14 protein-coding genes and 1 tRNA gene are annotated in these 12,987 nt (G+C 74.7%); 10 read left to right on the top strand and 5 right to left on the bottom strand.

Annotation, left to right across the window (positions count from 1 at the left end; translation table 11 throughout):
- Positions 1 to 42: 42 nt before the first annotated feature.
- Positions 43 to 1,716 (bottom strand): ABC transporter substrate-binding protein, encoded by a 1,674-nt coding sequence (locus AC3WUG_RS03635; RefSeq protein WP_492326402.1) that lies wholly within the window; start codon positions 1,714 to 1,716, stop codon positions 43 to 45.
- A gap of 218 nt (positions 1,717 to 1,934) precedes the next feature.
- Here AC3WUG_RS03635 and AC3WUG_RS03630 point away from each other — a divergent pair, with 218 nt between their 5' ends.
- Together AC3WUG_RS03630 and AC3WUG_RS03625 are read left to right on the top strand one after the other, a co-directional pair.
- A complete protein-coding gene (locus tag AC3WUG_RS03630) occupies positions 1,935 to 2,594 on the top strand; it encodes a TetR/AcrR family transcriptional regulator (RefSeq protein WP_492326401.1) in 660 nt (219 codons plus the stop codon).
- A gap of 81 nt (positions 2,595 to 2,675) precedes the next feature.
- Positions 2,676 to 3,092: a PGPGW domain-containing protein gene (locus AC3WUG_RS03625; protein ID WP_492326400.1), complete on the top strand. Its 417-nt coding sequence runs from the start codon at positions 2,676 to 2,678 to the stop codon at positions 3,090 to 3,092.
- An 84-nt stretch (positions 3,093 to 3,176) separates the two neighbouring features.
- On the opposite strand, the gene AC3WUG_RS03620 is transcribed toward AC3WUG_RS03625, so the two are convergent.
- A complete protein-coding gene (locus AC3WUG_RS03620) occupies positions 3,177 to 3,701 on the bottom strand; it encodes a MarR family winged helix-turn-helix transcriptional regulator (RefSeq protein ID WP_492326399.1) in 525 nt (174 codons plus the stop codon).
- Positions 3,702 to 3,804: 103 nt separating this feature from the next.
- Between AC3WUG_RS03620 and AC3WUG_RS03615 the strand changes: the two genes are divergently transcribed.
- From AC3WUG_RS03615 to AC3WUG_RS03595, 5 genes are all read left to right on the top strand, one after another.
- On the top strand, positions 3,805 to 4,422 hold the full coding sequence (locus tag AC3WUG_RS03615) for an NADPH-dependent F420 reductase (protein ID WP_492326398.1): 618 nt from the start codon (positions 3,805 to 3,807) through the stop codon (positions 4,420 to 4,422).
- A 2-nt stretch (positions 4,423 to 4,424) separates the two neighbouring features.
- Positions 4,425 to 5,090, top strand: a complete 666-nt coding sequence (locus AC3WUG_RS03610; RefSeq protein WP_492326397.1) for an alpha/beta hydrolase — start codon at positions 4,425 to 4,427, stop codon at positions 5,088 to 5,090.
- A gap of 185 nt (positions 5,091 to 5,275) precedes the next feature.
- Complete coding sequence (locus tag AC3WUG_RS03605) at positions 5,276 to 5,479, top strand: hypothetical protein (protein WP_492326396.1); 204 nt, start codon at positions 5,276 to 5,278, stop codon at positions 5,477 to 5,479.
- A 107-nt stretch (positions 5,480 to 5,586) separates the two neighbouring features.
- Positions 5,587 to 6,249 (top strand): oligoribonuclease, encoded by a 663-nt coding sequence (gene orn, locus AC3WUG_RS03600; RefSeq protein WP_492326395.1) that lies wholly within the window; start codon positions 5,587 to 5,589, stop codon positions 6,247 to 6,249.
- 57 nt (positions 6,250 to 6,306) lie between these two features.
- Positions 6,307 to 6,382, top strand: a tRNA-His gene (locus tag AC3WUG_RS03595).
- A 199-nt stretch (positions 6,383 to 6,581) separates the two neighbouring features.
- On the opposite strand, the gene AC3WUG_RS03590 is transcribed toward AC3WUG_RS03595, so the two are convergent.
- The gene (locus AC3WUG_RS03590; protein WP_492326394.1) at positions 6,582 to 7,499 is read right to left on the bottom strand and encodes an ATP-grasp domain-containing protein; all 918 of its coding nucleotides are present in this window, start codon (positions 7,497 to 7,499) and stop codon (positions 6,582 to 6,584) included.
- Between the two features lie 10 nt (positions 7,500 to 7,509).
- Complete coding sequence (locus AC3WUG_RS03585) at positions 7,510 to 8,559, bottom strand: ABC transporter ATP-binding protein (RefSeq protein ID WP_492326393.1); 1,050 nt, start codon at positions 8,557 to 8,559, stop codon at positions 7,510 to 7,512.
- Positions 8,560 to 8,677: 118 nt separating this feature from the next.
- On the opposite strand from AC3WUG_RS03585, the gene AC3WUG_RS03580 reads away from it, so the two are divergent.
- From AC3WUG_RS03580 to AC3WUG_RS03570, 3 genes are all read left to right on the top strand, one after another.
- Positions 8,678 to 9,358: an ABC transporter permease gene (locus AC3WUG_RS03580; protein ID WP_492326483.1), complete on the top strand. Its 681-nt coding sequence runs from the start codon at positions 8,678 to 8,680 to the stop codon at positions 9,356 to 9,358.
- A gap of 3 nt (positions 9,359 to 9,361) precedes the next feature.
- Positions 9,362 to 10,084, top strand: a complete 723-nt coding sequence (locus AC3WUG_RS03575) for an ABC transporter permease (protein ID WP_492326392.1) — start codon at positions 9,362 to 9,364, stop codon at positions 10,082 to 10,084.
- A gap of 169 nt (positions 10,085 to 10,253) precedes the next feature.
- Positions 10,254 to 11,255, top strand: a complete 1,002-nt coding sequence (locus AC3WUG_RS03570) for a glycine betaine ABC transporter substrate-binding protein (RefSeq protein WP_492326391.1) — start codon at positions 10,254 to 10,256, stop codon at positions 11,253 to 11,255.
- Between the two features lie 82 nt (positions 11,256 to 11,337).
- Here AC3WUG_RS03570 and AC3WUG_RS03565 read toward each other — a convergent pair whose 3' ends face one another.
- Positions 11,338 to 12,852, bottom strand: coding sequence for a dihydrolipoyl dehydrogenase family protein (locus AC3WUG_RS03565; protein ID WP_492326390.1), 1,515 nt, complete (start codon positions 12,850 to 12,852; stop codon positions 11,338 to 11,340).
- Positions 12,853 to 12,987: the final 135 nt, after the last annotated feature.

The following is a 12,987-nucleotide window of genomic DNA, read 5'->3' as shown; positions in this document are numbered from 1 at the left end:
GGGGTGCCAGGGGCGGCGGTGCCGCCGCCCCTGGCACCGGGATCACTCGGCGGGCTCGAGGGTGCTCAGGACGAGGGCGACCTCGGCCTGGGTCGGGTCGGCCGAGGCGTACATGTCCTCCTCGGTCGGCCAGCCGGTGTAGCTGCGCTCGTTGAACAGGCCCAGCAGCGGGTGCGAGCCCAGCGGGATCGCCGGGACGTCCCGGACGAACGCCTGCTGCAGCGTCGTCATCGCGGCGGCGCGGTCGGCGTCGTTGTCGGTGCTCGCGTAGGTGTTCAGCGCCGCGTCGACCTCGGGGTTGCTGTACCGCCCGAAGTTGAAGTCCGCGTTCTCCACGCCGGCGTCGTCGGTCGTGATCCAGCGGGTGCCCATGATCGAGTCGTAGACGCCCCAGGCGCCCTCGCCGTCGAGCCAGTGGATGATCGCGTCGAAGTTCCCGGTCTTACGGGCCTCGTCCCAGCCACCCCAGTCCGGCTGCTCGATCGTGACCTCGATGCCGAGCTCCTTCAGCTGCTCGGAGAGCAGCGCCTGCTCGGTGTTCCAGTCGGTCCACCCCGCGGGGACCGAGATCGAGAAGGTCACCGGCTCGCCGTCCGGGTCCACCAGCTTGTCGCCGATGCCCGTGTACCCGGCGTCCTCCAGGATGGACTCCGCCTTGTCGAGGTCGACCTCGTAGGTCTCCCCCGCGAACTCGTCGACGACGTCCGGCTCCAGCGACGGGCCGAGGCCGGTCACCGAGTCCACGACGGCCGAGGCGCCCTCGCGGGCGATCTCGACGTACGCCTCGCGGTCGATGGTCCACGCGAGCGCCTCGCGCAGCGCGACGTCGTCGAACGGCTTGCGGGTCAGGTTGAGGAACAGCGTCCCCGCGCCGGCGGTCGGGGTGACCAGGTACCGGTTGGCCGGGTCCTTGTCGAGGAAGGTCTCCTGCACCTGCGGCAGGAACGCCTGCGCCCAGTCCGCCTCACCGGTGGCGAGGGCCGTGGCCAGGGCGGAGTTGTCGCCGTAGGAGACGTAGTGCAGCTCGGGGACGGCCAGGTCGCCGTCCCAGTAGTCCGGGTTCGCCGTGAGGGTGACCGACTCGGTCGACCAGTTCGACAGCACGTACGGGCCGGTGCCGATGGCCTCCCCCTCGCCCGTCAGGGCCGCGGTCGAGGGGTCGTCGAGGGTGTCCCAGATGTGCTTCGGGACGATCGGGACGTGCAGCACCGTGCTGCGCTTGACGAACTTGGAGTTGCCGAACTTCAGCGTCGCCGAGTCCCCGTCGACGTCGGCGCCCAGGTAGTCCAGCGCGGCGGTGTCGGTGAGCCGGCCGTCGAGGTACATGTCGAACGTGCCGACGATGTCGTCGATGGTGAACGGCTCGCCGTCCTGCCACGTGACCCCCTCGCGGGCGGTGACGGTGAGCTCCGTGTAGTCCGCGTTCCACTCCACGCTCGAGGCCAGGCGCGGGGTGACGACGGTCGGGTCCGCGGTGTTGACCAGCGCCATGGTCTCGAACATGGCGTAGCGGTAGCCGTACATGCTGGCCGAGCTGTCCCCGAGGAACGGGTTGTTCGACTCGGTCGTGATGGCGCCGTCGGGCTTGGCGATGGTCAGCGCGGCACCGGACCCGCCGGTCGAGCTGCTCTCCCCGCCGCCCGTGTCTCCGGAGCAGGCCGTCAGCGCCAGCGCGGCGGCCACGCCGAGCGCGATCGCCGGGAACTTCACCCTCATGGTTTCTCCTTCGAAACGAGACGCCCGCACGGGCGTCTGTGAGGTCGCGCCGCGTCGTCGCGATCGCGCTGGCCGGAACGTTACTACACTGTCAGTAAGTTCTTTCCAGCCCTCCGGCGGACCCGTGACCAAGTCGTGACCCGGGGGTCGGCGGCGCGGTCGGCGCCACTAGGGTTGGCCGCGCGCCGGGAGGCGCGACACGAGGATGTGAGGAACGGATGAGCACGACGAGGCGCGCCCCGCGGGCCCGGCCGGAGACGCTGGCCAAGCGCACCGAGATCCTCCGCGCCGCCACCGCCACCTTCGGGGCCAAGGGGTACAACCGGGGCCCGCTCACGGAGATCGCCGACCAGGTCGGCATGACGCACGCGGGGATCCTGCACCACTTCGGCTCCAAGGACCAGCTCCTCGTCGAGGTCCTCAAGTACCGCGACCGCACCGACGTCGAGGGGCTGCAGGACCAGCGGATGCCGGACGGGCTGGACCGGTTCCGGCACCTCGTGCGCACCGCGTTCGCCAACGAGAGCCGCCACGGCATCGTCCAGGCCTACGCGGTGCTGTCCGCGGAGTCGGTGACCGACGGCCACCCCGGGCGGGCGTACTTCGAGGAGCGGTACCGCACCCTGCGCCAGGACCTCCGCGACGCGTTCGAGGACGTCTGCGCCGAGCGCGGGATCACCGTGCCCGAGACGGTCGACCGCGCCGCCGCGTCGATCCTCGCCGTGATGGACGGGCTGCAGGTGCAGTGGCTGCTGGCGCGGGACGACGTGGAGCTCGCGGAGGCGAGCGCGTTCGCGATCGAGGCGCTGGTGTCGGCGGTGCTGGACCCGCGGCCGGCACTGCTGGGCGCGGGCGGTGCGGCCGGCGGGGGCGCCTGACTGCCGGGGCGCAGCCGTGCCGCCCGAGGGCTCACCCGCGCGACCGGGAACAAACCGGGCGGCCCGGTCGTCTCTGCTGGCATGACGTCACCGACCCCCGCCGGCTCCGCCGACGGGCGCCCGCCCGCCGACGGGCCCGCGCCCGCCGACGGCCTCGCCGCCGAGATCGCCGCGGGCGAGCGCACCGACACCGGCGCGCACCGCGCCCTCGCCCGGCTGCGCGCGCGGCTGGACAGCCGGCCGTGGCTGCGGCTGACCTACAAGGTCGTGGTGACGGTCGTCGGCGCGACCGTCGTCCTCGCGGGCATCGCGATGCTGGTGCTGCCCGGGCCGGGTTGGCTCGCGATCTTCCTCGGGCTGGGCATCCTCGGGACCGAGTTCGCGGTGATCCAGCGGTTCAACCACCGCCTGAAGGCGCTGGTACTGCGGTACTGGCACGCGTTCCGCGAGCGCCGGGCCCGCCGGGCGGCCGAGCGCCGCGGGGCTCCGGCGGCCTGACCCGGGGCGCGCGGCCCGCGGCTCCCACCCGATCACCCGCGGCCACCCGATCGATCGGGGGGCGGCGCGACGACCGGGTGGGGATCAGGAAGCCTCGTTGCCGCAGGCGTCCGCCGGGTCAACCACCGGGTTCTGCGCCTGCAGCCGGTTCTCCGGGTCGAGGGCTCCGAGCACCGCGAGCGCGATCGCGTCCAGCTGCTCGACCTGCTCCGGCGTCAGCCGGTCCACGACCAGCCGGCGCACCTCCCCCACGTGCGACGGCGCCGTGGCGACGACCTTGCGCCAGCCCTCCTCGGTGAGCGTGGCGAGCGTCGCGCGCCGGTCCTCCTCGTCGCGGGTGCGGGTGAGGAACCCGCGGGCCTCGAGCCGCGCGGCGACGTGCGACAGCCGCGGCAGCGTGGCGTTGGTGCTGGCCGCGAGCCCGCTCATGCGCAGCGTGCGGTCGGGCGCCTCGGAGAGCTTCGCCAGCACCAGGTAGTCGTAGTGCGACAGGTCGGCGTCGCGCTGCAGCTGGTGGTCGAGCGCGGCCGGCAGCAGCTCCGCGACCGCCTCCAGGCGCATCCAGGCCTGCAGCTCGCGCGCGCTCAGCCAGCGGGTGTCGTCGGTCATGCGGGACATCCTAGCGAATGGTTGACGCTTCAACCTGGAAGTCGTACGTTGGTTGAAGCGACAACATGTCGGTTGCCGCGGAGCGACCCATCGAGGAGCAGACATGACCAGCGTGACCATCATCGGGGCGGGCAACATCGGCGGCGCGGTGGCGCGCCTGGCGCTGAAGGCCGGCGCCGACGTGCAGGTGCTCGCCCGGGACGCCGCCAAGGCCGCCGCCGTGGACCCGGCCGTGACCGCCGGCACCGTGGGCGACGCCGTGACCGGCGACGTCGTCGTCCTCGCCCTCCCCTACCCGGCGCTCGCCGAGGTCGCGGCGCAGTACCCCGACGGCTTCGCGGGCCGCGTGGTCGTCGAGACCACCAACCCCGTCGACTTCGCGACCTTCGACTCGCTGGTCGTCCCCGCGGGTTCGTCGGCGACGGCGGAGCTCGCCGCGCTGCTGCCCGAGGCCCGGGTGCTGAAGGCGTTCAGCACGAACTTCGCGGCGACGCTGGCCTCCGGCACGGTCGGCTCCCTGCCGACGACGGTGCTGATCGCGGGCGACGACGCGGACGCCAAGGCCGCGCTGGCCGGGGTCGTCGAGGGCGGCGGCCTGCGCGCCGTCGACGCGGGCTCGCTGAAGCGGGCGCACGAGCTCGAGGCGCTCGGCTTCCTGCAGATGACGCTCGCCGCGGCGGAGCAGACGTCCTGGACGTCCGGCTTCGCCCTGGAGCGCTGAGCGTGACCGCTGACGGGCTCGCGGTCGACCCCGCGGCGGCCCGCTGGGCGGCGACGCCCGGTGCCGGCCGCCCGGGGCCGGACGCCCCGCTGCTCGTGCTGCTGCACGGCTACGGCTCGCACGAGGGCGACCTGCTCGGGCTCGCCCCGCACCTGCCCGGCGGGCTCGCGCTCGCCGCGCCGCGCGGGCCGCTTCTCGGCGGGCCGGGGTTCGCGTGGGCGCCGCTGGCGACCCCGGGGCGCCCGGAGCCGGCGCGCGTCCGGGCCGCCGCGGACGCGCTGCTGGCGTGGCTGGACGGCGACTCCCGCGTCGGGGACCGACCGGTCGCGCTGCTCGGGTTCTCCCAGGGCGGCCTCATGGCGACGCAGCTGCTGCGCGCGCGGCCCGACCGGTTCGCGGCGGCGGTCGTGCTGTCGGGGTTCGCCCTCGACGCCGAGGAGCCGGGGGACGCGACGCTGGCCGCGCGGGACCCGCGGGTGCCGGTGCTGCTCGGCCACGGGGACGCGGACCCGGTGATCCCGCGGGACGCCACGACGCGGACGGCCGCGTGGCTGGCGTCGCACGCGGACCTGGAGCACCGCACGTACCCGGGCCTGACCCACGCCGTCGACGCCCGCGTCCTGGCGGACGCCGCGGCGTTCCTCTCCCGCACGCTGGCGGTGGGCTGACGCGAGGTCGAGGGTTCCCGTCGAGGTCGAGGGTTTCGGGCGGCTCCAGGCGGGCGAACCCTCGACCTCGACGTCCGATAAACGCGTGACCCGCGGGCGGTGCGGGTGGGAACGTTCTGTCACCGCGCGGTGCGTCCCGGGGCCCGGCCAGGCCCCTCCCGGAACGTTCGAAGGACCCACCGACCATGCACCCCACCCCGACGTTCGACCTGATCCAGGCCGACCACCGCGAGCGCGTCGAGACCGCCCGCCTGCTGTCCCGGCACGCCGCCCGGCGGGCCGAGCGCAGACCCGGCGCCGAGACCCGCGGCCGACCGCCGGAACCGCGTCGGCAGCCGCGCCTGCGGGCCCTGCTGCCGGCGACCACCACGGTCGCCGCCATCCGCTGACCCGGGCACGCCCCGTGGCCGGCACCGCGGCGGCCGTCGCGCCGCCCGCACGACCCGGTGAGCCCGTCGGACGCCCCGTCCGGCGGGCTCACCCGTACCCTGGGCGGGTGAGCACCCTGAACAACGGCAACGGCAAGGCCGACCGGATCGTCTGGATCGACTGCGAGATGACCGGTCTGGACAGCGTCCAGGACGCGCTGGTCGAGGTCGCCGCCGTCGTCACCGACTCCGAGCTCAACGTCCTCGGCGAGGGCGTCGACGTGATCATCGCCCCGCCCGCCGAGTCCCTGGCGCAGATGGGCGACTTCGTCCGCGACATGCACACCGGCTCCGGCCTGCTCGACGCGCTCGCCACCGGCACCACGCTCGAGGACGCCCAGGCCCAGGTGCTCGCGTACATCCGCGAGCACGTGCCCGAGCCGGGCAAGGCGCCGCTCGCCGGCAACTCGGTCGGCACCGACAAGGTGTTCCTCGACCGGGACATGCCCGAGCTCGTCGGCCACCTGCACTACCGGATCATCGACGTCTCCTCGATCAAGGAGCTCGCACGCCGCTGGTACCCGCGGGTGTACTTCTCCTCCCCGAAGAAGAACGGCGGGCACCGCGCGCTCGCCGACATCCTGGAGAGCATCGACGAGCTGCGGTACTACCGCGCCGCGCTGCTGGTCCCCCAGCCGGGCCCCGACTCCAAGGCCGCGAAGGCGATCGCGACGCAGATCGAGGCGACCTCGGTGGCCGCCGCGCACCGCGGCACGACCGCCACGTCCTGAGGACCCCTCGGGACCCGGTATGCTTGTCGACGGCCCCGGAGGTTTCCCCCGGGCATGGTGGCTATAGCTCAGGTGGTAGAGCGCCTGGTTGTGGTCCAGGAGGTCGCGGGTTCAAGTCCCGTTAGCCACCCCAGCGCGAAGGGCGCCGCTCCCCCGGGAGCGGCGCCCTTCGCCGTTGCTGCGGCCGTGCGCCCCGCTGAGGTCGTCACCAGCCGTGAGGTCGTCACAAGCTGGTGAGGTCGTCACACACGAGTGACGACCTCACCGGGTAGTGACGACCTCACCGGACGACGGCCGAGCCGCCCGCCGGTCGCCCCGTGCGCCGCGCCGCGTCAGAGGCGGCGCGTGATCGCGTCCGCGAAGCGGTCGACCGCCTCCGGCGCCTGCGCGAAGAAGAAGCTCGGCTCGATGAGCTCGAGCTCCAGGACGACCGGGTTCCCCTCGTCGTCCGGGATGAGGTCGACCCGGGTGTACGCGAGCGGCTGCTCGATCCCCGGGAGCAGCTGCGGCAGGGCGTCGACGACCCGCTGCCCGAGGGCGAGCTCCGCCTCCGAGGCGTCGCGCGGGGTCATGACCTCCTCCTTGTAGAGGACGCCGTCGGTGTCGCCCGCGCGGTACGGGCCCTCGAGCAGCGGCGCCTTGCGGACCGCGTGCGACAGCTCGCCGTCGAAGTAGACCAGCGCCGTCTCGCCGACCGAGTCGACCTGCTTGAGGTAGCGCTGCACCATGACGTGCCGGCCGTCGTCGAGCAGGTGCTTCACGTGCTGGATCGCGAGGGCGCGCGAGGGCGTCTCGTCCGCGGCGTACCGGCCGGTGTCGCGGGAGCCGGCGCTGACCGTGGGCTTGATCACGAACTCGCCGAACGCCGGGAACCGGGTGTGGATCGCGCGGGCGTTGAAGTTGCGGGCCGGGTCCATCCAGATCGTCGGCACGATCGGCAGGCCGGCGGCCTCCATCGCGCGCTGGTAGATCTTGTCGATGTTCCAGGTGAGCGCCTGCGCCGGGTTGATCAGCCGCGACGCCTGGGCCACGCGCTGGGTCCACCAGCGGAAGTCGCGCGGGTGCTCGGTGTAGTCCCAGGTGGAGCGGACCACGACGGCATCGTACGACGACCAGTCGACGTCGGCGGCGTTCCAGACGGGCGTCTCGACCTCCAGGCCGCGGTCCCGCAGCGCCGTCACGAGGGGCGCGTCGTCGGGGTCGAGGTCCGGCAGGGCGGCGCAGGTGGCGAGGGCGAGGCGAGTGGTCACCCTCGGCAGACTACCCACGCGCTCCGGCGGACGGCTCGGGTTCCCCGGCGGCCGGGCTCGGGACCGCGTCCTGCGCCCCGTCGACGAGCCGCTGCAGCGCGGCGAGCACCCCGGCGGCGTCGAGCTCGCCGACGACCTGCTCCCCCTCCTGCACCGGGACGCGGCCGGTGGGCTCGGCCGCCAGCGCGGCGAACGCGGCGTCCAGCGGGTCGCCGACGCGGAGCGCCGCCGCCCGGGCGCGGCCGTTCGCGGAGGCCGGGCCGGCGCCGGTCGCCGGGCCGAGGTCACGCCGCTCGACGCGGCCGAGGGCGAGCAGCCGGACCGCCGCGCCCGTGCCGACCAGGTCGGCGACGGCCGGGCTCGCGGGCGCGGCGAGCAGGCGCACCGGGTCGGAGAGCTGCTCCAGGTGCCCGCCGCGGCTGAGCACGGCCACGCGGTCCGCCAGCCGCACCGCCTCGTCCACGTCGTGGGTGACGAGCATCACGGTGGTCCCGAGCTCGTCCTTGATGCGGCGGAACTCCGCCTGCAGCCGCCGGCGGCCGACGGGGTCGACGGCGCCGAACGGCTCGTCCATCAACAGCACCGGCGGGTCGGTCGCCAGGGCGCGGGCGACGCCGACGCGCTGCCGCTCGCCGCCGGACAGCTCGTGCGGGTAGCGCCGGGCGTACCGGTCCGGCGCGAGGCCGACCAGCTCCAGCAGCTCGGCCGTGCGGGCGCGGGTGCGCCGCTTGTCCCAGCCGAGCAGCCGGGGCACCGTGCCGACGTTCTGCTCGACCGTGCGGTGCGGGAACAGGCCGACGTTCTGGATCACGTAGCCGATGCGGCGGCGCAGGGCCACGGCGTCGACGTCGGTGACGTCGTCCCCGTCGAGGAAGATCCGGCCCGACGTGGGCTCCACCAGCCGGTTCGCCATCCGCAGCGTCGTCGACTTGCCGCAGCCGGACGGCCCGACGAGCGCGAGCAGCTCGTGCTCCTGCACGTCGAGCGACAGGTCGCCCACCGCGACGGTGCCGTCGGCGTACGCCTTGCGGACGTGGTCGAACGCGATCGCGGTGGCCATGCCGACGACCGTACCCGCGCCCACCCACAGGTGCTCGGCCGGGCGCGTGTCGGGGGTGCCCGGTAGCGTCTGGCCGGTGACCAGCCTCGAGACCACGGGGACGACCGCCGCCCACGTCGTGGCGGCCGCCGGCGACCCCGCGGCCAACCCCTGGCTGTCGTGGGACTACGTCCAGCGGAACTGGGGCGACATCTCCCGCGCCCTGGAGCAGCACGCGAGCCTCACCGTGCAGGCGGTGCTCATCGCGTGCGCGATCGCCGTCCCGCTCGGGATGCTCGCGCACCTGCGTCCTCGGCTCGCCGCCCCGATCGTCGGCACCTCCAGCGTGCTCTACACGATCCCGTCGCTCGCCCTGTTCACGGTGCTCGTGCCGTGGACCGGGATCGGGCGGACGCCGGTGCTCATCGGCCTGGTGGTGTACGCGCTGCTCGTGCTCGTGCGCAACGTGCTGGTCGGCCTCGGCGGCGTGGACGAGAGCGTCCGGGACGCCGCGCGCGGCCTCGGCTACGGGCGGCTGCGCCTGCTGCTGACCGTCGAGCTGCCCAACGCGGTGCCCGCGATCGTCGCCGGCGTCCGGCTCGCGACGGTGACCACGGTCGCCCTCGTGACCGTCGGCGTCGTCGTCGGCTACGGCGGCCTCGGGCAGCTCATGTTCCGCGGGTTCCGCAACAACAAGTACCACGCCGAGATCCTCACGGCGACGCTGCTCTGCCTCGCGCTGGCGCTGGTGCTCGACCTGCTGCTCTGGCTGGTCGGCCGCGCGGTGACGCCGTGGGCCCGGCGCGGACGGGAGGCCTGAGTCGTGGACGTGCTGCAGGAGGCCTTCACCTGGCTGAACGACCCGCTCAACTGGACCGGGCGCGACGGCGTGCTCGCGCTGGGCGCCGACCACCTGCGGATCAGTGCCCTCGCCGTGCTGCTCGCGGCGCTCGTCGCGCTGCCGCTCGGCGTCTGGCTCGGCCACCGGCGCCGCGGCGGCGTCGTGACGGTGGTCGCGGCCAACACCTCCCGCGCGCTGCCGACGTTCGCGCTGCTGACCATCTTCGCGTCGACCGGCCTGTTCGGGGCCACCGCCACCGTGCTCGCGGTCGCGGTGTTCGCGGTGCCGCCGATCCTCAGCAACACGTTCACCGGCCTCATGGAGGTGGACCCGGACGTGCGGGACGCCGCTCGCGGCGTGGGGATGTCGGGCGGCCGCTCGCTCGCCCTCGTCGAGCTGCCGCTCGCGCTGCCGCTCGTGGGCGCGGGACTGCGCACGGCGACGACCCAGGTGCTCGCGACCGTCCCGCTCGCCGCGCTCGTCGGCGGCTCCAGCCTCGGGTCGATCATCGTCCAGGGCATGGCCCTGCAGCGGTACGGCCAGGTGGTGGCCGGCGCGCTGCTGGTCGCCGGGCTGTGCCTCGTCGTCGAGGGCGTGCTCGCCGCGGTGCAGCGCGCGCTCACGCCCGCACCGATGCGCGCCGCCGGACGACGTCGCCGCCGGCCGGCCCGCACCGACGTCCCGCAGACCGTGACCCGATCGTGACCGCGACGACCGCCCGCAGCGGTTGCCGCACCCGGGTGGCCCCGGTCGAATGTCGGACGGCCACCCGACGCCCACCCGATGCCCACCCGGCCCCCGGCAGGTCCCGACCCGTCCGGGGCGCCGACCGCACCGAACACCGTGTGCCTACCCGAGACCAGAGGACCCGCACATGAACGCACGTCGCACCACACTCCCCGCCGCAGCGGCCGGCCTGCTCCTCCTGCTCGCGGCCTGCGGCGACCCGGGCTCCGGCGGCGGCACCGCCGAGACCTCGGCGAGCGGCTCCGGCGGCACGGTCTGCGAGCCCGTCGCGGGCGACCAGCTGGTCGTGCTCGAGGACGACCAGGGCCTGCAGAACGCGGACAACGTCATCCCCGCGGTGAACGCCGCGGCGGCGCAGGCGGACCCGAACCTGATCCCGCTGCTCGACACCGTGTCGGCGGCGCTCGACACCGACAAGCTGATCCAGCTGAACAAGGCGGTCGACATCGACCGGCAGACCTCGTCCGAGGCGGCGCAGCAGTTCGTCGAGGACGAGGGCCTGGCCGCGACCGACGCGACCGCGGGCAGCGGCAAGAGCGTCGTCATCGGCGCCGCGAACTTCTCGGAGAGCGCCACGCTGGCCGAGATCTACGCCGACGTCCTGCGGTCCGCCGGCTACACCGCCGAGGTGCAGACGATCGGCAACCGGGAGACCTACCTCCCGGCGCTGCAGAGCGGGCAGATCACGCTCACGCCGGAGTACGCCGCCACGCTCGCCGAGTTCCTCAACACCTCCGCGAACGGTGCGGACGCCGAGCCGGTCGCGAGCGGCGACCCGGACGACACCGTGGCCGCGCTGACCGAGCTCGGCACGGACGCGGGCCTGGCGTTCGGCGCCGCGTCGGAGGCCCAGGACCAGAACGCGTTCGCGGTGACCTCCGAGTTCGCCGACGAGCACGGCGTGACGACGCTCTCCGACCTGGCCGAGGCCTGCGCCGGCGGCGTGGTGCTCGCCGGCCCGGCGGAGTGCCCGGAGCGGCCGTTCTGCCAGATCGGGCTCGAGGACACCTACGGCATCACCGTGAGCGAGTTCAAGAGCTACGACTTCGGCCTGATCGGCGACGCCGTCCGCCAGGGCGAGGCGTCGATCGGCCTGGTGCTCTCGAGCGACGGCTCGCTCGCGAGCTGACCCGGCACGACGCACGACGAGAGGGGCGGGACCGCACGGTCCCGCCCCTCTCGTCGTGCGCGGCCCCCCGGGCCCCCGGCCCTCAGAGGCCGGCGGTCTCCAGCAGCCGCAGCCAGACCTCGCTCACCGTCGGGTACGCCGGGACGGCGTGCCACAGCCGGTCGAGCGGCACCTCCCCCGTCACCGCGATCGTCGCGGCCTGCAGGAGCTCCGCGGCGTCCGGTCCGGTGAACGTCGCCCCGACGAGCACGCCCCGGTCCTCGTCGATCACGACCTGCGCGGTGCCGGTGTACCCGTCGGCCGCGACGGACGCGCCCGCCACGGACCCGATCGGGTAGGACACCGCCCGCACCCGCAGGCCGACGTCCCGCGCCTGCTGCTCCGCGAGCCCGACCCAGGCGACCTCGGGCCGGGTGAACACCACCTGCGGCACCGCCACGTGGTCGGCCGACGCGCGGTACCGGCTGAACGCGCCGGCGTCCCGTTCCGCGGCGCGTGCCTCCGCGGCGCCCTCCCCCGGCTCCGCGACGTCGGCGGAGAACCGCGCGGCCACCACGTCGCCCACCACCCGGGCGTCGTACTTGCCCTGGTGCGTCGTGGCGGTGCGCCCGGTGACGTCGCCGACCGCGAACAGCCAGCCGTCCGCGACCCCGGTCGCCTGCAGCGCGTCGTCGACGGCCACCGGCGCACCGGGCTCCAGCCCGAGCACGTCCAGACCGAGGTCGGTCGTGCGCGGGCGCCGCCCGGTGGCGACGAGCACCTCGTCGGCGTGCACCTCGCCGGCGCCCTGCGGGCCGTCGACCGTCAGGTGCACGCCGTGCTCGTCGCGGTCCACGCGCGTGGCGCTCGTCCCGAACCGCAGGTCGACGCCGAGGTCGCGCAGCCCCGCCGCCACCTCCTCGGCCGCGAACGGCTCCGCCTTGTCGAGCAGCCGGTCGCCGCGGACCAGCAGGGTCACCTCGGCGCCCAGGTCGCGGTAGGCCACGGCCATCTCGACGCCGACCACGCCGCCGCCCAGGACCACCAGGCTCGACGGCACGTCCTTGACCGCGGTCGCCTCGCGGGACGTCCACGGGCGCGCCTCCGCGAGCCCCGGGATGCCGGGGACGGTCGGCTCGCTGCCGGTCGACACGATCACGGCGTGCCGGGCGATGACCCGGGTGTCGCCGTCCTCGGACTCGACGACGAGCTCCTTCGGCCCCGTGAACCGCGCCGTGCCGCGCAGCAGCGCGATGCCCGCCGAGTCCAGCCACTCCACCTGGGAGTGGTCGTCCCAGTGCGAGGTGAACTCGTCGCGGCGGGCCAGCACCGTGGCCGGGTCGAGGGTGCCCTGGACCAGCTCCGCGGCGCCCGGCACCGCCCGCGCCGCGGCGAGCACCGCGCCCGGCCGCAGCAGCGCCTTCGACGGCATGCACGCCCAGTAGGAGCACTCGCCGCCGACGAGCTCGTGCTCGACGACCAGCACGGACAGCCCGAGGCGGCCCGCCCGGTCGGCGGCGTTCTCGCCCACCGCGCCCGCGCCCAGGACCACGACGTCGTACGTCACGGTGTCGCCCGGGGCGCCGTCCCCGTCCGTCCGCAGGGTGCGCTCGGTCATGTCGTGGCTCCGTTCCTCCGGGGTGCCGCGGTCCGCGGTGGCACCATCGTGGCCCCGCGGCGCGGTTCCGGCAGGTCGGCGCGGCGGCGGCGCCCTCACTCCAGCGGCGCTTGAAGGATGGCCGCCCTCGACCGG

It is taken from the genome of Cellulomonas sp. EB106-03-03-XG116 (assembly GCF_058792015.1).
This window is presented reverse-complemented; position numbering and strand designations above follow the sequence as displayed.

What these genes read in the sequence shown, in the direction of transcription:
- AC3WUG_RS03630 (WP_492326401.1), top strand. Translation starts at nt 1,935, where the DNA reads ATGAGCACGACGAGGCGCGCCCCGCGGGCCCGGCCGGAGACGCTGGCC.
- AC3WUG_RS03635 (WP_492326402.1), bottom strand. Translation starts at nt 1,716, where the DNA reads ATGAGGGTGAAGTTCCCGGCGATCGCGCTCGGCGTGGCCGCCGCGCTG.
- AC3WUG_RS03625 (WP_492326400.1), top strand. Translation starts at nt 2,676, where the DNA reads ATGACGTCACCGACCCCCGCCGGCTCCGCCGACGGGCGCCCGCCCGCC.
- AC3WUG_RS03620 (WP_492326399.1), bottom strand. Translation starts at nt 3,701, where the DNA reads ATGACCGACGACACCCGCTGGCTGAGCGCGCGCGAGCTGCAGGCCTGG.
- AC3WUG_RS03585 (WP_492326393.1), bottom strand. Translation starts at nt 8,559, where the DNA reads ATGGCCACCGCGATCGCGTTCGACCACGTCCGCAAGGCGTACGCCGAC.
- AC3WUG_RS03570 (WP_492326391.1), top strand. Translation starts at nt 10,254, where the DNA reads ATGAACGCACGTCGCACCACACTCCCCGCCGCAGCGGCCGGCCTGCTC.
- AC3WUG_RS03605 (WP_492326396.1), top strand. Translation starts at nt 5,276, where the DNA reads ATGCACCCCACCCCGACGTTCGACCTGATCCAGGCCGACCACCGCGAG.
- AC3WUG_RS03615 (WP_492326398.1), top strand. Translation starts at nt 3,805, where the DNA reads ATGACCAGCGTGACCATCATCGGGGCGGGCAACATCGGCGGCGCGGTG.
- AC3WUG_RS03565 (WP_492326390.1), bottom strand. Translation starts at nt 12,852, where the DNA reads ATGACCGAGCGCACCCTGCGGACGGACGGGGACGGCGCCCCGGGCGAC.